This window comes from Paraglaciecola sp. (genome assembly GCF_051252315.1).
In the GTDB taxonomy this organism is placed as follows: domain Bacteria; phylum Pseudomonadota; class Gammaproteobacteria; order Enterobacterales; family Alteromonadaceae; genus Paraglaciecola.
Genome location: NZ_JBPOFP010000104.1, coordinates 1 through 16,433, shown reverse-complemented (window position 1 = coordinate 16,433; position 16,433 = coordinate 1). Strand labels below are relative to the sequence as shown.

Genomic DNA, 16,433 nt, shown 5'->3' with positions numbered 1-16,433 from the left:
AGTGCAACGATGAAGAAAGTGCCCAACACGCTTGTTTGACCCGGAAAGTTCAGCTTTAGTTTTAGAAACTCAAGGCAAGATTTATAATGGTCCGAGTCACATTACCAAAAACAATAAAACTTATTTGCTTTTTACTGTAACAAATCAACCAGGAGGGTTAGTAAGAGTCATAAGTCATGAATATCCAGGTTTATTTTTATTCTTTTTAATCTCATTTAGTGGGGCTTTATGTTACCTATTTGTGCGCTCCTTACTAAAACCAATTATTCAGGTTCAACGAGCTTCGAGGCGCATGGCAAGTGGGGATTTAGCTTCTAGGGTAGGGAATGCTAGCGAAAGAATGGATGAAATAGGTCAACTGGGGCGTGACTTTAATTTTATGTCAGAAAAAGTTGAAATATTACTCAATGGACAGAAACGTTTGTTGGCCGATATTTCACACGAATTACGTTCTCCCTTAGCCAGATTACAGTTATCTATTGGTATCGCTCAACAACAAGATCTTGATAGACAATCACCCAAAACCCAAGTTGCCATGGAGCGTATTGAAAAAGAAGCTAGTCAAATAGAAAGTATGATTGCGCAGGTATTGATGTTATCTAAATTGGACAATCAAGATAATGTATTGAACAAACAGAAAATATCTTTGGGGGATCTAATGACGCCCATCATTAATGATGCGACGTTTGAAGCTCAACAAAAAGGTAAAATTATTCATTATGAAGCCATTCAACAAAGTGAGTTATTTGTTGATCCGCAATTATTTGCAAGTGCTATAGAAAATGTCATTCGTAACGCAATTCATTATTCTGCAGGTCGCATAGATATTAATGTGACTGAAAAAGACAAACACTTAGTTTGGAGTATAAGGGATGATGGCAATGGCATGGATTCAGATCAACTGAATAGAATTTTTGAGCCATTCTATCGTTCGTCAACCGCTAGAGACAGAAACAGTGGAGGTGTTGGTTTGGGTCTAGCAATTGCACTAAGGGCTGTTAAGCAACATGATGGAACGCTTATCGCTCGTAATTGTGATGAGAATGGGCTAGAAGTTATTATTTCTATGCCTTTAAAACCAGAGGGGATAAATGTTAGTTAAAAACATAATGACTACACGAGTGGTAACGGTAGAGTTAGATGATACTTTACGTGTTGTTAAGAATATTTTCGAACGAGCCGCTTTTCATCACTTATTAGCAGTGGAGAATGGCAAGTTGTACGGGGTGTTATCTGATAGAGATTTGTTTAAGGCTGTCAGCCCTAAAATAGGTTTACCTGGGGAAACACCACAAGATTTGGCAACGTTGAGTAAAAAAGTACACCAAATTATGTCTCGTAAACCCATTTCTTTACCTGCTGATGCTGATGTTTATCAGGCCATAAGTACTTTTAACCAACATAAAATTTCTTGTATTCCCATTGTCGATGAAGATCAGCATCCTGTCGGTATTATAAGTTGGCGCGACATTCTTCGTGTGATTGAAGAAAATCATAATAAAAAATTAAACAAACATGACTGAGTATCAATTAACTACTGAGAAGCAATTAGCCCAGGGATATTCGATGTCCATCGAAGAGTTTTGGCAACAAAAAATGCAACTGGGTGAGTTACAAGGTTTAGATGATATTCCCATCAGTTACGCTTATGTCATACATCCCAACCCCATTGGCAGTTTGGTTATTTCTTCTGGACGTATTGAATGTTTGCTTAAATACAAAGAGTTAGTATTTGATTTATACCAAAACGGTTATTCGGTCTTTATTCATGACCATAGAGGACAAGGTTTATCTGGAAGAATACTTGAAAATACTCAATTAGGTCATGTGCACGAATTCTCTGATTATGTGGCTGATTTTAAAATGTTTATTGAGCAAATGGTGACACCTAATAGTCAGCATCAACCCATGTTATTGTGTCATTCTATGGGAGGGGCAATTGGGGCTTTGTTTATATTACAATACCCCAGCGTATTTCAAAAAGCTGTGTTTAGCGCCCCTATGTTTGGCATTCGTCCCGCTTTACCAAACTTTTTCGCTAGAACGTTATTAAGCCTGCACTTTAAATTTTGTTCTGCTACAGATTATTTTTGGGGGCAAAAAGATTATTCTGCATCTCCTTTTATCGATAATTTACTCACTCATAGTCAAGTTAGGTATGAATGGTTTCGTAATATTTATGAAACTCAGACTAATATTCAATTGGGTGGCGTTACTTCGGGTTGGTTGCATGCTGCACTAAACGCGATGCAAGAAATACAAAACCAAGGGGCATCTTTTTCAATTCCAGCGTTGGTTATACAAGCCAGTTGCGATTTGGTCGTAGATAATCAAGCACAAAGTAAAACTGCAAACCTGATGGCAAATACACATTTATCTGTGATTAAAGGGGCGAGGCATGAACTGCTTATGGAGAAAGATAGCTACCGTATCCAGTGCTTAACCCAAACACTGGATTTTTTTGCTAATTAGTTGAAAGGGCTAAAGCAAATAGAGTAGCGCCTTTATAAACTAAAAGGGTTTAATAAAAGCGACACCCAACACGTATGCCTTTTCTCCGTCAATAAAGTCGACAGCGACAGTGGGGGCGACACCAAAATCGCCAACATGAAAATCATAACTCGCACTTACGCGATATAAATCTTCAGTGTGAGGGTGATGCCCGCCAATTTCTTCTTCACCAAACCCAGCGCCTAAACGAACGTTTTTACTTGGATGGAAGTATAAAGAAGCAAGTTTAACCGTAACGCCGTCACCGTGATGTGCATCTTTGGTTTTTTCATAAACTGCACCAACACCCCAAGATGAATTAAATTTATATTCGTACTCTATACCGTAAGTAAATTCAGTTTCATCAGCATGGGTCATGCCAACAAATATACCCGGGAAATGTTTAGCATCACCCGCTGCATTAGCCAAAAAGCAGCTTGAACACAAAGCAGCTGCTAACAATGTTTTATTTGTCTTACCCATAAAAATTCCTTTGTTGGTATATTTAGATGTGAACAAAATTAACATACATCAAGTTTATGAAAGTTGCATTAATCATCGACTTAATAAATTCACACTTTTTGTTGCCCAACAAATGGTTCTAAGGTTTTAGCCTGGTAAAGAGGATTAATTATTATTTAAGGACAAGTAACATTTTTTGTTATGCTAGTAACATCGTTATTTTGAGAATGTGTTTGATGTTAGACATTGTATTATACCAGCCTGAAATCCCCCCCAATACAGGCAATATTATTCGTTTATGTGCCAATACCGGTTTTGCTTTGCATTTAATTGAACCTTTGGGGTTTGATTGGGATGATAAAAAAGTGCGTCGAGCAGGGTTGGATTACCATGAATTTGCGAAAGTGCAGCGTTATCCGAATTTAGAAGCCTATATTGAAAAGCGTCAACCTAAACGCATTTTTGCCTGTACGACAAAGGGCACAGAATTTTTTGCAAAGGTTGAGTATCAAGCAGGTGATGCTTTGTTATTTGGGCCTGAAACACGTGGGCTACCTGATGATATTATTCAATCACTCCCAGCAGAACAAAGAGTACGTATACCCATGTTGCCAGAAAGTCGTAGTATGAATTTATCAAACGCGGTATCGGTGTTTGTGTATGAAGCGTGGAGACAGTTAGACTTTAACGGCGCTGTGTAGCGTTAAAGTGTGGCTGCGCCATTTATGCGCTGCGTGCACTAAGATTATTCACTTCGTTCACCGCAATCCATTGCGTTTTTTGATACGGCATCCCTGCCGCACCAGTTACTCTTTTTCAACAGCAAAAAAGAGTAACCAGAAAACGCCGTGCTCCAAACAAATTTCTTAGCCATCAAATAATTGCCTGTAATGTCAGACCGGCAATAAGCCGCTCCCAGCTATAAAAGATTGCCTTGCCCATACGTCCATGTCTGGCCATCTGACAAGCCAATTTTTTAATGGGGAATTTGTAGTCGCGAGAAAATCGAAAGCATTTTCTTCGTCAATAAAATGTGGCTTCGCACATAAACTTCCCTACGATGGCTGTTCTGACAATAATATTTTGATTTATACAGGTACGTACTAATCGCTAATCTTTTTTTTTGCAAAAAATAGACTTCAAACTTGTTCTTTTCAGTGATGTAAGATTATGAAAAGATAAAGGGAATTAACCGAACGGTAAAATTTAAGGGCTAATTCTAAAACGTATTTAACCCGAATTCCGACTAGTAACTATTTGGAGTACCAGATGAGCACTGCAGGAGCGCAAGCAAATAAGTTCTATGAAGAGGTATCTTCGAATAGAGCTTTATGGTTTGCAGAAAACTCTGGAGATACGGCACTCGAATTCGATTTAAATGAAGATAAAGTATCTTTTCCTATTTGGTCGTCCAAATCACGCATATTGAAGCTCAAGAGGTTGAACCCAGAGTTGTTATCTGATTTTTCGCCAAGAGAAATCTCATGGGATTCCTTTAAAGAAATACTTGTTCCAATACTGAACAATAAAGAAAGAGTGGTTGGTGTAAATCTTAGCGGTAAAAGTTTGTCCGGATTTGATATGCTACCTAAGGTCGTTATTAGTCAAGTAGAGGCTTTTTTTTGAGTCGCTATCCTAACATTTTCTCCCAGTAACTTATCTGGACAGCCATCATTGAAACCGTTTGTATAATCTTGAATTTCTTATCAATACATATCTTTTGTGGCAAAGCCATGTTTTTGATTTTCTCGCGACTCAAAGCTCGCTGTTTTTTATTAAAAATTCAATAGGACAATTGGCATGGATAGCCAAATGAGTGGTGTTTTGTCGGGAACAAATCAGCACGGCCTTTTGAGTTTATAAAAAATAGAGATAGAGCTTTGCTGAAGCGCGGCCTCTTTCTGGATACTCTTTCTTGGCTGTTGAAGAAAGAGTATCTAGCTCGAAAGGATTCGAGTTAAAAACTGCATGGATGCAGGTAAGCGAAGCGCATGCTTTACTTTGTTCACCAAGTGAACGCTAGGTGCGCGCTGCGCATTAGTGCCTTTATTAAAAATTAAATAAAAGCATATGCATCGCCATATAGGTTTTTTTCTAGTAGACCTTGAGCACAAAAATCAGTTCTAACGACTTTGGCCATTTCAAAACGTCCGGCAACAAACACTTTATAGTCGCTTAGATTGGCAAAGTCATTAAGCACCGCTTGATGTACCCAGCCGGTTTTTCCTTGCCAATCTGAATCTGGGGTTTCAATCACAGGTACAAAAGTAAAGTCTTTATGTGTTTCTGCTAAAGTATTTAGCTCATTAAACGCGTACATGTCGTTTAATGAACGTGTTCCCCAGTACAGGTAAATAGGTGCATTGATAGGTTCTGATAATAACTTTTGCAAAATAGATAAGGTATATGAAAAACCTGTACCACCCGCAACCAATATAATTGGATGTTGGCAAATCTTTTTCAAATAGGCTTCACCTAAACCTCCTTCTACATCTACCTTGCCTTCAGTGTGCATTTTCTCTAATACTTGGCCTGCGTATTGATTGCCAGGCTCGGCACCGATATGGAGCTCAATAGACCCGTCTTTTTTTGGAGCATTCGCAATTGAAAATGGACGTTTGTCTGCTTCACCCATTACCACTTGTAAATATTGGCCAGCGATGAACTCTAATGGGGTATTTGGAGTTAATACCACCCGACTGATCACTTTCGTTAATGATTCAATTTTACTGACCTGACAAGAAATTTTTTGCATTGTGTTCTTCTGTTAAATAATGACAACTGCGAATATAAGTAAAATAATCTTTGATATTCATTTCATAGAGCTTTAGGCTCAAGTGGTGAATTATAAACATATGACTGGCGAGATACGAGTCGCTTTCATAGGATAATGCTAGGTTTTATGTTTCCAGTGGTCAATTCTAATTGCACAGGGCTAGTTCACAACACTAAATATAAGCCCAATTAAGAGGATTATTTATGACATTTTCAGCTGAAATGGTTGATGAACTCAATTTATTACTAAAATTTCCCAACAAAAGTTTAATGCAAGGCATAAAAGTTCATGGTGATGCAGAGCCGAATATGGTTGCCGCAGCCAAAAGATTATTTGAAAAAGGAATTATTACGTTACCTGATGGTGGGTATTTAACAGATTTGGGGCATGATTTATTTGAACATGCGCAGGTTGTACAACACGCTTTAACTCATTAATTACACTTAGTGTTATTACCCTATATCGAATAATTTTATATAAATCATTTTATTGCCGATATAGGGTTTATGACTCTTAAAATAAATCGTTTAAACATGACCAAATCAAAATTACTCCTGTCGTTGTTCTACTCGACTTTGTTAACCATTTCCGTTTCTTTTGCGGCGAAAAGCGCTGAAGAAATCAAAGCCGTACAGTTGTATTCTCAAGATGAATTAATTCGATTGATTAATCGTAACGAACACCTATCTCGTGTTGTGTTAGATAAATGTCAATTAGTACAAGACATTCGAGCTAATGCAGAAACGCTATTGATCCCAGCTTACCAATTTTTATGGGGTGATATGTTGGCTTGGGGAGTATGTGTTGATGCCGATCCTGAACGTGGTGTGAGTTTTATGCACCGTTCCGCAGAACAAGGTTTACCCGCTGGATTAGAACAACTAGGTAGATATTATGCGCAGGGTAAATTAGTGCAAGAAGACAAAGAACGAGCAGTAGTCTTTTTACGTGAAGCGTCTATTTTAGGAAGTCAGCCCGCACAAATTCGTTTAGTTGAATTATTTATTGAGGGATATGGCAGCCCTTATGATTACGAAGACGCTTATCATTGGTTATACAACGCAATAACGGCCGATAAAAAAGTACACCAAAAAATAGCCAAGTGTTTACAAGATTTAGAAAAGTTGATGCATCCCAAAGCTGTTCGTAAAGCTAAACGTCCACTTAACACCTAATTTTCGCTGTAATCGCTGAATTAGAGTTGGCTTTTGGTCGCCTATTGATACTAATTCAGTGATAACGGGGAATTTAAAAAAATTCTAGCATCTTTCACCTTTTGACTTAGTTATACTAGTCACTTGTATTACACCTGATGGATTTTTGATTTGTCTCAATCTGACGACCCCTTTTATCAACGCGAAAAACAAAAATACGACAACCCAGTTGCGAGTCGAGAATATTTACTCGAGCTTTTAGAACAAGCTAAACAACCCTTGTCGTTTCTCGATTTTTGCCAAACGCTTAATGCAAAAGATGAAGATAGCCGAATTGGAATTCAAAGGCGATTGCGTGCTATGGAGCGCGAAGGGCAGATTGAATTCACTCGCGAAAAGAAATATGCAAAATTAAAGGTTGATGAGTTATTAAAAGGACAGGTAATAGGTCATAGAGATGGGTTTGGTTTTTTAAAGCGAGTCGATGGTGAGAAAGATTTGTTTATTCATCAGGCGCAAATGGCCGCTGTACTGCACGGTGATATTGTCTTAGCCAAAGAAAGTGGTACAGATAATCGAGGCCGCCGGGAAGCTCGTATCGCAAAAATTGTAGAGCCTAGAACAGAACCTATTGTTGGTCGTTACTTTTTCGAAAATAATGTGGGCGTTGTCATCCCTGATGATAGCCGTATTAATCATGAAATCATGATCCCTAAAGAACAAAGTAACGGTGCCCGTCAAGGGCACATAGTGGTAGTTGAAATTGTACAAAGACCACGAAGACGGGTGAATGCCATTGGTAAAATTGTTGAAGTACTAGGTGAACATATGGCGCCTGGTATGGAGATCGATATGGCATTGCGTACTTTTGATATTCCCCATCAATGGCCAAAAGGTGTCGACCGACAAATAAAAGGTTTAACTGAACAAGTCCCCGACGAAGCTAAAGAAGGACGTATTGATTTAAGACAATTGCCTTTAGTGACCATAGATGGCGAAGATGCTAGAGACTTTGATGATGCAGTATTTTGTGAGCCTTTAGATGAAGGAGGCTGGCAACTTTGGGTGGCAATTGCTGATGTGAGTTATTATGTGCGCCCTGGTACAGCTTTAGATAGTGAAGCTCAAAACAGAGGTAATTCTGTGTATTTTCCAGAACAAGTCATACCTATGCTCCCTGAGGTCTTATCCAATGGCTTATGTTCTTTGAATCCACAAGTAGATCGTTTATGTATGGTTTGTGAAATGACCATAAGTGCTACAGGTAAATTGGTTGAGCATCAATTCTATGAAGCGGTAATGAATTCCCATGCCCGTTTAACTTACACCAAAGTGTGGAATATCCTCGAAGGTGATCCAGAGCTTCATAAACGTTACGCAGACCAAGTACCACATTTGAAAAACTTACATGATATGTATCGCGTGTTAAAACGAACGCGTAATCAACGTGGTGCGATTGAGTTTGAAACGCAAGAAAGTAAGTTTGTGTTTAACGCTCAGAGAAAAATAGAAAACATTGTGCCAGTGACGCGTAACGATGCCCATAAGCTAATTGAAGAATGTATGATTTTAGCCAACGTATCTGCCGCACAAACCATAGAAAAACACGACGCAGAAGCTTTATTTAGGATCCATGATGAACCTGACTCAGATCGCTTAAGTTCTTTTATATCTTATTTGGCTGAAGTGGGCATTACCCATAAAATTGGTAAAGAGGTTTCACCGCAAGACTTTACTGATGTCGTTGAAAAAATAGTGGGGCGTCCGGATCAAGAGTTGATCCAAACCATGTTATTACGTTCGATGAAACAAGCGGTTTACGATCACGAAAATATTGGCCATTTTGGTTTGGCATTAGCCGCTTATGCTCATTTTACTTCGCCTATTCGTCGATACCCTGATTTAGTGGTACATCGAGCATTAAAAGCGATTGTCGATAAACAAAACCAACGTAAAAGTAAAACCGGTGGTAAATCTTATTCACCTGACGAGGTAGAAGCCTTAGGTGAACAATGTTCAATGACTGAACGTAGAGCAGATGACGCTACTCGGGATGTTGGCGACTGGCTTAAATGTGAATTCATGTTAGATCACGTAGGAGATGTGTTCGAAGGGGTCATTGCTTCTGTTACTAATTTTGGATTTTTTGTGCGGTTAACTGAATTTCACATTGACGGATTAGTACATATCACTTCGTTAGACAATGACTATTTTCGTTACGATGACGTTAAACAATACCTCATTGGGGAAAACTCAGGTGTGGTTTATCGTTTAGGAGATCCTGTTGAAGTCAAAGTGGCGTCAGTGAACTTAGATGAACGTAAAATAGACTTTTTGTTAGACGGTATTCACGGTAAAGCAATTAAACGCTCAGCTAATCGCAAGCCTTCTCGACGTAAAAAAGCAGCTGGTGGCAAAGAAGGAGCTAAGTCGGGTAAAGGTCAGAATAGCCAGGCTCAAGACACTTCGTCTTCTAGCAACAAATCATCTTCTAAAAAAAGTAGCAATAAAAAGCCGAGTGGCAGAAAACCTAGGGCTAGCTCAAGTAAAACTAAAAGTTCACGAAACAAACCCGCTAGCTCTTCAAGAAAGAGGAATAAATAATGGCTCAACAAGAGTGGTTGTACGGAATTCATGCTTTAGAGTCAGTGATCCAAAGAGAGCCAGAACGCTTAATTGAGCTTTTTGTATTAAAAGGCCGAGATGATAAAAGCATTCATAGCATTGTTAATCAAGCACGAAAGTTTGGTGTTTCAGTGCAATTTTGCCAACGTAAAACTTTAGATGACAAAGTGGATGGTGGACAACATCAAGGTGTCGTCGCAAAAGTTAAACCCGCAAAACAGTTTAACGAAAATGACTTGTCTGCCATTGTTGAGTCCAGAGTTGCAGCAGGAAATAATCCGTTTTTACTCATTTTAGATGGGGTAACTGATCCACATAATTTAGGTGCTTGTTTACGTACAGCAGATGCCGCCGGTGTAGATGCAGTGGTTGTACCTAAAGATAAATCAGCTGCACTCACACCTGTGGTTCGTAAGGTTGCATGCGGCGCGGCCGATGTGATTCCGCTGGTGCAAGTCACTAACCTAGCGAGAACCTTGCGAGATTTGCAAGACGCAGGCGTCTGGATTGTAGGCACAGCTGGTGAAGCGAAAAATAATATTTATGACTGCAAATTACAGGGGCCTATGGCGTTGGTGATGGGAGCGGAAGGAAAAGGTATGCGCCGTTTAACCCGTGAACATTGTGATGAATTAATTAAACTACCTATGGCCGGTTCAGTATCTAGCTTAAATGTGTCTGTGGCTACAGGTGTATGTTTGTATGAGATTGTTAGGCAAAGACAAAATTGATACAAATTTAGGTATTATTAAAGGGCCTTGATGGCCCTTTTTTTGTGATTAAATTACCATATTAAAATGTTGATTTTAATATGGACTTGGCCAAATCTCGATCCATGCAAGTCGCCAGAGGTGATTGGTTAAAGCGCTCGGCTTTTGTTGAGTAGACTTCTCCTTTCCACGTTTGCTGTTTGGTTTTTACTTCTACATGACAAGTAATCTTGTCTTTGCCTTTATAGATAAGTTTTACTTGCTCTGATCTTTTTATCAATAGGTCATAAGGGTAACCTTCGTGACTATTTATTGTGTCTAGTGACTTTCCATCTACCATGTTTGAAAGTAAGATTATAGGTAGTATTAATGCGGGTTTTATGCTTTTAAAGCAATGTTTAATGTGTGTCTTCATCGTGCTCTCCCTGTTTAAGTTGTGTTAACTTTAGAGCTGAATTGAAAAGCAGACAAACGATGAAATATTAACTATGATTAAGAAAAACTTAATTGTAGTTGGGTTCTATGCAAACAATACAAAAACTTCCTCCCCTTAATTCTCTACGATATTTTCTAGTGGCAGCGCAAACATTAAGTTTTAAAAAAACGGCTGAAAAATTATTTGTGACCCAAGCCGCTATTAGCCAGCACATTAAAGTTTTGGAAGCACACCTAGGTATACAACTGTTTATTAGGGGGACTCGACAAGTCCAATTGACAGAACAGGGACGTCGTTTATTGCCAGACATACAAGCAGGTTTTGATAGTTTTACCCGTGGAATAAGTTTGTTATATGAAGATGGGAACCCTAATATACTTAATATTACTGTTGTTGAATCTCTATCTACTCGATGGTTAGTACCTAAGTTACAAAATTTTCAAAAATTACATCCACAGATAAGAGTTCGATTAGAGCCAGAAAATAAAGTGCGCGAATTTTCAGGTAGCGATTTAGATTTAGCGATTCGATTTGGTAAAGGTCAATATTCTGGGCTTGAAAGTCGTTTTTTGTTAGAAGACCGGTATGTTCTGGTGTGCCACCCTAGTTTAATAACAAGTGAGTTTTGTGCTGACGAGCTCTATAAATTACCACTTTTAGAAGAAGTAGGGCCAATTACAGGCGAAGCTTGGCAAGCATTTTTAGCCACGTTTAATATGCAAGAGAGTAAATTTAATAAAGTACTGGAAGTAGAGGACTCTACCGTAACAATCGTTGATGCTGTTCTTGCAGGACAAGGTGTTGCTATGCTCAGGTATAATTTGATTTACGAACAAATTAGGCGCAAACAGTTAGTAGAATTAATGGGGTTTAGTCACCCTAGTGCTTACTCTTATTATTTAGTTGCGCCAGAAGAGCATTTTAAACGAGAGAAAATTAAATTGTTTGAAGCATGGTTAGTGCGAGCATTAGCGCAAATAGATTGATACTGTATGAATGTTAAAAATTTGTAGTGAATTTCGAGCTGACTTTTGTCAACATAATCATTAGGTCTAAACGTTAGTCAATAAATAGTAGGATCCTTCATGTCACTAAAAACGCCCTTAGAAATGCTTTACCATTGGGAAAATACCGCAGCTGATACGCTTTATTTAAAGCAGCCAGTGGAAGGTCGGACGGATGAATACACATGGGGGAAAGTGGCGATACTAGTACGTAAAGTCGCTGCTGAATTGGTGGCTATGGATTTACCTCAGGGTAGTCACATTGCTATATTGTCTAAAAATTGTGCCGAATGGTTTATTACAGACTTAGCTATTATGATGGCCGGCCATGTGTCTATTCCTATTTATTCAACAGCAGGCGCTGACACGATTCGTTATGTACTTGAGCATGCTCAATGCCCAGTAGTGTTCATTGGTAAACTAGATAATACTGAAGAGCAAACCTCGGCGATAGCTGAAGATATAAACAAATTAGCTTTTCCTTACCCAGATATTTCAGCTGATAAACAATGGGATGAATTACTAGAGCTTGAACCCTATAGTGGGAGTCCGGTACCAGCATTAGACTCAATTATGACAATTATTTATACGTCAGGCAGTACTGGGGATCCAAAGGGGGTAGTTCATACCTATAAATCGATTAGTTGGTCAGCGTCTAGTTGTTTAAATGAGTTAGCTATTAATGGCCAGGACCGGATTTTAAGTTATTTACCCTTAGCCCATATTACCGAAAGGGTATTAGTGGAGTGTGCTAGTTTTTATTCTGGTTGTAGGATTTCCTTTGTTGAATCGTTAGATACCTTTTCAAGAGATATTACAAATACTAAACCTACACTGTTTATTTCCGTTCCAAGACTTTGGACCCGGTTTCAAATGGGGGTGTTAGCTAGCCTTCCTCAGAAGAAGCTTAGTTTTTTACTTGCGCTCCCATTTGTTGGCAGTCTTATCAGTAAAAAAATTCGTACTAAACTTGGGTTAGACCAAGCTCGGCTGTGTGCAAGTGGTTCTGCACCTATATCCGAGTCAACTTTAAGATGGTTTGGCACGATTGGAGTTAATATTTCTGAAGGGTGGGGGATGACTGAAAATTGTGCCTATGGAACATGCTGTGTGCCATTTAGAGAAGATAAAATTGGCTGCATTGGTCACGCTTATGAAGGCGTCGATATTCGTATTGCAGATGACGGGGAGATCCAAGTCAAAGGGCGTTGCAATATGAAAGAATACTATTTACAACCAGATAAAACAGCTGAGGTATTTACTGAAGATGGTTTTCTACGTACAGGTGATCAAGGCTCTATAGACTCTGATGGTTATGTGAGAATTACTGGTAGGTTAAAAGAGATCTTTAAAACTTCAAAAGGTAAATACGTTGCACCAGTGCCAATCGAAGCAAAGTTAATGGCAAACTCTTACATTGAACAGGTGTGTGTAACGGGTTCACAACTTAAGCAACCTATCGCTTTATTGGTGTTATCGGAAGAAGCACAAAAACTGACAGCGGAACAAATAGAATCTAGCCTTTTAAGTACGTTAGAGCAGGTGAACTCTGAATTGGAAAGTCATGCTGTATTGGACAGGTTAGTCGTGATGCAAGATGAATGGACTATGGATAACGGTTTATTGACCCCAACATTAAAAGTTAAGCGGCAAATGCTTGAAAAACGATACGCTGATTTCATAAATAGTACATTTACCGGGAAGATCGCCAGACAATAATAAAGAGTCGACGTTTAGCAATAAATGAAAAGGTGTTGTAAATAGTAGAAGGCCTTTTCAACCAATACGCACTAATGGCAGAACACGATAACAATGAAGACACGTAGGTTCTGTTATGGAGAACTGAACTCTTAAGTCTAGATAAAGCAGTGCTAGTTACGTTATTAGTATTGGGCAGACTTTTGATTCAGTTGCGGGTTACACCATTTCCATCCCTCATTAAATTTTAACTCCATGTCTTTGCGAGTTTTACATCAATTCGTGGGCCTCGCATGTTGGGTTTTAATTAACCCCCAAATGTAAGTCGCTCTAAGCAATTAGTACTGCATCCTAATGCCTTTTAGAGTGCGGCCTTAAACAATCTGTTTCCCCGCTCTTTATTAATATAACTTTTTTTTAAATTAAACTATCGCAGCAATGTGTTTTCTGTTAGTATTTCGCGCCCTTTTGACAGGGGTATGTATAAAAAAGCAGCATTAGGCCGCTTTTTTACAGTATAAACGACTCGTGAGAGTCTTAATTTAACAGCGGAGCACTAACATGATCCAAATGCAAACTAACCTGGATGTTGCCGATAATTCTGGCGCTCGCAGGGTTCAGTGTATTAAGGTTCTTGGTGGCTCGCATCGCCGTTATGCACATATTGGTGACATCATCAAAGTTACTGTTAAGGAAGCAATTCCTCGCGGTAAAGTTAAAAAAGGTGATGTGCTAACTGCAGTGGTGGTGCGTACTAGAAAAGGCGTACGTCGTCCTGACGGATCTTCAATCCGTTTTGATAGCAACGCGGCTGTTTTGCTTAATGCAAACCAGCAACCGATTGGTACGCGTATCTTTGGTCCGGTTACTCGTGAACTTCGTGTGAATAACATGAAGATTGTCTCGTTAGCCCCTGAGGTACTATAAAGGAGTCACGATATGGCTAATAAAATTCGTCGTGATGATGAAATCATCGTTTTGGCTGGTAAAGACAAAGGAAAACAGGGCAAAGTGCTTAAAGTTATTCCTGGTGCTGACCGTCTAATCGTTGAAGGTGTGAACCTAATCAAGAAACATCAGAAGCCTAACCCTCAATTGGGTGAAGCTGGTGGTGTTATTGAGAAAGAAGCATCAATTCACGTATCAAATGTAGCGGTCTTCAACCCTAAAACGGGTAAAGCAGATCGTATAGGTTTCCGTCTAGAAGGTGAGAAGAAAGTTCGTTTCTTCAAATCAGACGGCGAACTAGTTTAATTAATTGGAGAGAACGATGGCGAAACTGCATGATTTCTATAAAGACTCAGTTGTAGCCGAACTTGCTAAGCAGTTCGATTACAACAGCGTCATGCAAGTCCCTCGGATTGATAAAATCACTCTAAACATGGGTTTAGGTGAAGCGGTAGCAGACAAGAAGGTATTGGAAAATGCCACGGCTGATATGCAAGCAATTGCAGGTCAAAAGCCTATTGTAACTGTTGCCCGTAAATCTGTAGCGGGCTTTAAAATCCGTGAAGGATATCCGATTGGCTGTAAAGTAACCCTACGTGGTGAACGTATGTGGGAATTCTTTGAACGTTTAGTTTCAATTGCAATTCCTCGTATCCGCGATTTCCGTGGCTTAAATCCTAAGTCATTCGATGGTCGTGGTAACTATAGCATGGGTGTTCGTGAGCAAATTATCTTCCCTGAAATCGACTTCGATAAAGTGGATAAGATACGCGGTATGGATATTACTATCACTACCAGCGCACAAACCGATGCGGAAGCACACGCTTTATTAAGCGCGTTTAACTTCCCGTTTAAAAAGTAAGGTGTAGGGTTATGGCAAAAGAATCAATGAAAGCGCGCGAAGTAAAACGCGCCAAGTTAGCTGCTAAGTATGCGGTAAAACGCGCTGAGCTTAAAGCTACTATCAGCGGTGTCAACTCTTCTGACGAAGAACGTTGGGACGCTGTTCTTAAGCTACAACAACTGCCACGTGATTCATCTGTAAGTCGTAAGCGTAACCGCTGCAACATTACAGGTCGTCCACATGGTTTCCTACGCAAGTTTGGCATGAGTCGTATCAAGTTGCGTGAAGCAGCGATGCGCGGTGAAGTGCCTGGCTTGAAAAAAGCCAGTTGGTAAGGGGTAGCTGATATGAGTATGCAAGATCCTATCGCGGATATGTTTACCCGCGTACGTAACGGCCAGATGGCTAGCAAGGTTTCTGTATCTATGCCGTCTTCTAAAGTTCGTGTTGCTATTGCAGCCGTTCTAAAAGAAGAAGGTTATGTAACAGACTTCGCTGTTTCTGGTGACGTTAAGCCTGTTTTAGAAGTAACGTTAAAGTACTTCGAAGGCAAAAAAGTAATCGAGAGCATTGAGCGCGTAAGTCGCCCTGGTCTTCGCATCTATAAGAAAAAAGATGAGTTGCCAAAAGTTATGGGTGGTTTAGGTGTGGCTATCGTGTCTACCTCTAAAGGTGTGATGACTGACCGTGCAGCGCGTAAAGCGGGCATGGGTGGTGAGATCATCGGCTACGTAGCGTAAGGGGAATCAAATGTCACGTATAGCAAAAGCTCCTGTTGATGTGTTGTCTGGCGTAGAAGTTTCTATTGCTGGTCAAGAGATCACAGTTAAAGGTAAAAAAGGCACACTAACTCGTGTATTTAACGATGTTGTTGAAGTCGTACAAGAAGACGCACAACTTAAAGTTGCTCCTCGTAAAGAGAATGCAGTTAATGGTTGGGCTCAAGCTGGTACAGCTCGTTCATTGTTAAACAACATGATTGTTGGAGTAGCTGAAGGTTTTGAGAAAAAATTATTGTTAAATGGTGTTGGTTACCGTGCTCAAGCACAAGGTAAAAAACTAAACTTAACGTTAGGTTTTTCACATCCTGTTGCATATGAAATGCCTGAAGGTATTTCTGTTGAAACTCCTAGTCAAACTGAAATCATCGTCAAAGGCGTTGATAAGCAGTTGATAGGTCAGGTTGCAGCTAACATCCGCGCTTACCGTCCGCCAGAGCCTTATAAAGGTAAAGGTGTTCGTTACGCTGATGAAGTTGTGCGTCGTAAAGAAGCTAAGAAAAAGTA

General features: G+C 39.6%; 20 protein-coding genes. 17 read left to right on the top strand and 3 right to left on the bottom strand.

Annotated features, from left to right (window positions below; genetic code table 11):
• The first annotated feature begins 31 nt into the window (after positions 1-31).
• Genes ACSHXM_RS17055 through ACSHXM_RS17045 form a run of 3 tightly spaced genes read left to right on the top strand, consistent with a single transcriptional unit; the run spans position 32 to position 2,472 of the window.
• Positions 32-1,102, top strand: a complete 1,071-nt coding sequence (locus ACSHXM_RS17055) for an ATP-binding protein (RefSeq protein WP_435690700.1) — start codon at positions 32-34, stop codon at positions 1,100-1,102.
• Positions 1,092-1,523, top strand: coding sequence for a CBS domain-containing protein (locus tag ACSHXM_RS17050; protein WP_435690698.1), 432 nt, complete (start codon positions 1,092-1,094; stop codon positions 1,521-1,523). The genes ACSHXM_RS17055 and ACSHXM_RS17050 overlap by 11 nt, the downstream gene beginning before the upstream one ends.
• The gene (locus tag ACSHXM_RS17045; RefSeq protein WP_435690696.1) at positions 1,516-2,472 is read left to right on the top strand and encodes an alpha/beta fold hydrolase; all 957 of its coding nucleotides are present in this window, start codon (positions 1,516-1,518) and stop codon (positions 2,470-2,472) included. Before ACSHXM_RS17050 ends, ACSHXM_RS17045 begins: the two co-directional genes overlap by 8 nt.
• A gap of 39 nt (positions 2,473-2,511) precedes the next feature.
• Here ACSHXM_RS17045 and ACSHXM_RS17040 read toward each other — a convergent pair whose 3' ends face one another.
• Positions 2,512-2,973, bottom strand: a complete 462-nt coding sequence (locus ACSHXM_RS17040; RefSeq protein ID WP_435690694.1) for a hypothetical protein — start codon at positions 2,971-2,973, stop codon at positions 2,512-2,514.
• Positions 2,974-3,188: 215 nt separating this feature from the next.
• Here ACSHXM_RS17040 and trmL point away from each other — a divergent pair, with 215 nt between their 5' ends.
• Together trmL and ACSHXM_RS17030 are read left to right on the top strand one after the other, a co-directional pair.
• Positions 3,189-3,653: a tRNA (uridine(34)/cytosine(34)/5-carboxymethylaminomethyluridine(34)-2'-O)-methyltransferase TrmL gene (gene trmL / locus ACSHXM_RS17035; RefSeq protein WP_435690691.1), complete on the top strand. Its 465-nt coding sequence runs from the start codon at positions 3,189-3,191 to the stop codon at positions 3,651-3,653.
• Positions 3,654-4,221: 568 nt separating this feature from the next.
• Positions 4,222-4,578: a DUF2750 domain-containing protein gene (locus ACSHXM_RS17030; RefSeq protein WP_435690689.1), complete on the top strand. Its 357-nt coding sequence runs from the start codon at positions 4,222-4,224 to the stop codon at positions 4,576-4,578.
• 430 nt (positions 4,579-5,008) lie between these two features.
• On the opposite strand, the gene fre is transcribed toward ACSHXM_RS17030, so the two are convergent.
• Positions 5,009-5,707: an NAD(P)H-flavin reductase gene (gene fre, locus ACSHXM_RS17025; RefSeq protein WP_435690687.1), complete on the bottom strand. Its 699-nt coding sequence runs from the start codon at positions 5,705-5,707 to the stop codon at positions 5,009-5,011.
• A gap of 224 nt (positions 5,708-5,931) precedes the next feature.
• On the opposite strand from fre, the gene ACSHXM_RS17020 reads away from it, so the two are divergent.
• From ACSHXM_RS17020 to rlmB, 4 genes are all read left to right on the top strand, one after another.
• Entirely contained in the window at positions 5,932-6,165 is a 234-nt protein-coding gene (locus ACSHXM_RS17020; RefSeq protein WP_435690685.1) for a TIGR02647 family protein, read from the top strand.
• Between the two features lie 96 nt (positions 6,166-6,261).
• Entirely contained in the window at positions 6,262-6,903 is a 642-nt protein-coding gene (locus ACSHXM_RS17015) for a tetratricopeptide repeat protein (protein WP_435690683.1), read from the top strand.
• Between the two features lie 150 nt (positions 6,904-7,053).
• The gene (rnr, locus tag ACSHXM_RS17010) at positions 7,054-9,486 is read left to right on the top strand and encodes a ribonuclease R (protein WP_435690681.1); all 2,433 of its coding nucleotides are present in this window, start codon (positions 7,054-7,056) and stop codon (positions 9,484-9,486) included.
• The gene (gene rlmB / locus ACSHXM_RS17005) at positions 9,486-10,238 is read left to right on the top strand and encodes a 23S rRNA (guanosine(2251)-2'-O)-methyltransferase RlmB (protein WP_435690679.1); all 753 of its coding nucleotides are present in this window, start codon (positions 9,486-9,488) and stop codon (positions 10,236-10,238) included. The genes rnr and rlmB overlap by 1 nt, the downstream gene beginning before the upstream one ends.
• A 61-nt stretch (positions 10,239-10,299) precedes the next feature.
• On the opposite strand, the gene ACSHXM_RS17000 is transcribed toward rlmB, so the two are convergent.
• Entirely contained in the window at positions 10,300-10,632 is a 333-nt protein-coding gene (locus ACSHXM_RS17000) for a hypothetical protein (RefSeq protein ID WP_435690677.1), read from the bottom strand.
• A 107-nt stretch (positions 10,633-10,739) separates the two neighbouring features.
• Here ACSHXM_RS17000 and ACSHXM_RS16995 point away from each other — a divergent pair, with 107 nt between their 5' ends.
• The 8 genes from ACSHXM_RS16995 to rplF form a co-directional block, all read left to right on the top strand.
• On the top strand, positions 10,740-11,639 hold the full coding sequence (locus ACSHXM_RS16995) for a LysR substrate-binding domain-containing protein (RefSeq protein ID WP_435690675.1): 900 nt from the start codon (positions 10,740-10,742) through the stop codon (positions 11,637-11,639).
• 99 nt (positions 11,640-11,738) lie between these two features.
• Entirely contained in the window at positions 11,739-13,376 is a 1,638-nt protein-coding gene (locus ACSHXM_RS16990) for an AMP-binding protein (RefSeq protein ID WP_435690673.1), read from the top strand.
• A 540-nt stretch (positions 13,377-13,916) separates the two neighbouring features.
• Positions 13,917-14,282 (top strand): 50S ribosomal protein L14, encoded by a 366-nt coding sequence (gene rplN / locus ACSHXM_RS16985; protein ID WP_235313417.1) that lies wholly within the window; start codon positions 13,917-13,919, stop codon positions 14,280-14,282.
• 12 nt (positions 14,283-14,294) lie between these two features.
• Positions 14,295-14,609 (top strand): 50S ribosomal protein L24, encoded by a 315-nt coding sequence (gene rplX, locus ACSHXM_RS16980; protein WP_435690670.1) that lies wholly within the window; start codon positions 14,295-14,297, stop codon positions 14,607-14,609.
• A 16-nt stretch (positions 14,610-14,625) separates the two neighbouring features.
• Entirely contained in the window at positions 14,626-15,165 is a 540-nt protein-coding gene (rplE, locus tag ACSHXM_RS16975) for a 50S ribosomal protein L5 (RefSeq protein ID WP_435690668.1), read from the top strand.
• Between the two features lie 11 nt (positions 15,166-15,176).
• Positions 15,177-15,482 (top strand): 30S ribosomal protein S14, encoded by a 306-nt coding sequence (gene rpsN / locus ACSHXM_RS16970; RefSeq protein ID WP_235313414.1) that lies wholly within the window; start codon positions 15,177-15,179, stop codon positions 15,480-15,482.
• 12 nt (positions 15,483-15,494) lie between these two features.
• Positions 15,495-15,887 carry a 30S ribosomal protein S8 gene (gene rpsH, locus ACSHXM_RS16965; RefSeq protein ID WP_158971309.1) on the top strand — a complete coding sequence of 131 codons (393 nt, stop codon included), beginning with the start codon at positions 15,495-15,497 and terminating at the stop codon, positions 15,885-15,887.
• A 10-nt stretch (positions 15,888-15,897) separates the two neighbouring features.
• A partial coding sequence (gene rplF / locus ACSHXM_RS16960; protein WP_435690665.1) for a 50S ribosomal protein L6 occupies positions 15,898-16,433 on the top strand: 536 nt, incomplete at its 3' end.

Coding starts and splice junctions, on each gene's coding strand:
- ACSHXM_RS17030 (WP_435690689.1), top strand. CDS start 4,222: ATGAGCACTGCAGGAGCGCAAGCAAATAAGTTCTATGAAGAGGTATCT.
- ACSHXM_RS17020 (WP_435690685.1), top strand. CDS start 5,932: ATGACATTTTCAGCTGAAATGGTTGATGAACTCAATTTATTACTAAAA.
- rlmB (WP_435690679.1), top strand. CDS start 9,486: ATGGCTCAACAAGAGTGGTTGTACGGAATTCATGCTTTAGAGTCAGTG.
- ACSHXM_RS17045 (WP_435690696.1), top strand. CDS start 1,516: ATGACTGAGTATCAATTAACTACTGAGAAGCAATTAGCCCAGGGATAT.
- rplN (WP_235313417.1), top strand. CDS start 13,917: ATGATCCAAATGCAAACTAACCTGGATGTTGCCGATAATTCTGGCGCT.
- rplX (WP_435690670.1), top strand. CDS start 14,295: ATGGCTAATAAAATTCGTCGTGATGATGAAATCATCGTTTTGGCTGGT.
- rpsH (WP_158971309.1), top strand. CDS start 15,495: ATGAGTATGCAAGATCCTATCGCGGATATGTTTACCCGCGTACGTAAC.
- ACSHXM_RS17050 (WP_435690698.1), top strand. CDS start 1,092: ATGTTAGTTAAAAACATAATGACTACACGAGTGGTAACGGTAGAGTTA.
- ACSHXM_RS17040 (WP_435690694.1), bottom strand. CDS start 2,973: ATGGGTAAGACAAATAAAACATTGTTAGCAGCTGCTTTGTGTTCAAGC.
- fre (WP_435690687.1), bottom strand. CDS start 5,707: ATGCAAAAAATTTCTTGTCAGGTCAGTAAAATTGAATCATTAACGAAA.
- ACSHXM_RS17000 (WP_435690677.1), bottom strand. CDS start 10,632: ATGAAGACACACATTAAACATTGCTTTAAAAGCATAAAACCCGCATTA.
- ACSHXM_RS17015 (WP_435690683.1), top strand. CDS start 6,262: ATGACCAAATCAAAATTACTCCTGTCGTTGTTCTACTCGACTTTGTTA.
- ACSHXM_RS16990 (WP_435690673.1), top strand. CDS start 11,739: ATGTCACTAAAAACGCCCTTAGAAATGCTTTACCATTGGGAAAATACC.
- ACSHXM_RS16995 (WP_435690675.1), top strand. CDS start 10,740: ATGCAAACAATACAAAAACTTCCTCCCCTTAATTCTCTACGATATTTT.
- trmL (WP_435690691.1), top strand. CDS start 3,189: ATGTTAGACATTGTATTATACCAGCCTGAAATCCCCCCCAATACAGGC.
- rplE (WP_435690668.1), top strand. CDS start 14,626: ATGGCGAAACTGCATGATTTCTATAAAGACTCAGTTGTAGCCGAACTT.
- rpsN (WP_235313414.1), top strand. CDS start 15,177: ATGGCAAAAGAATCAATGAAAGCGCGCGAAGTAAAACGCGCCAAGTTA.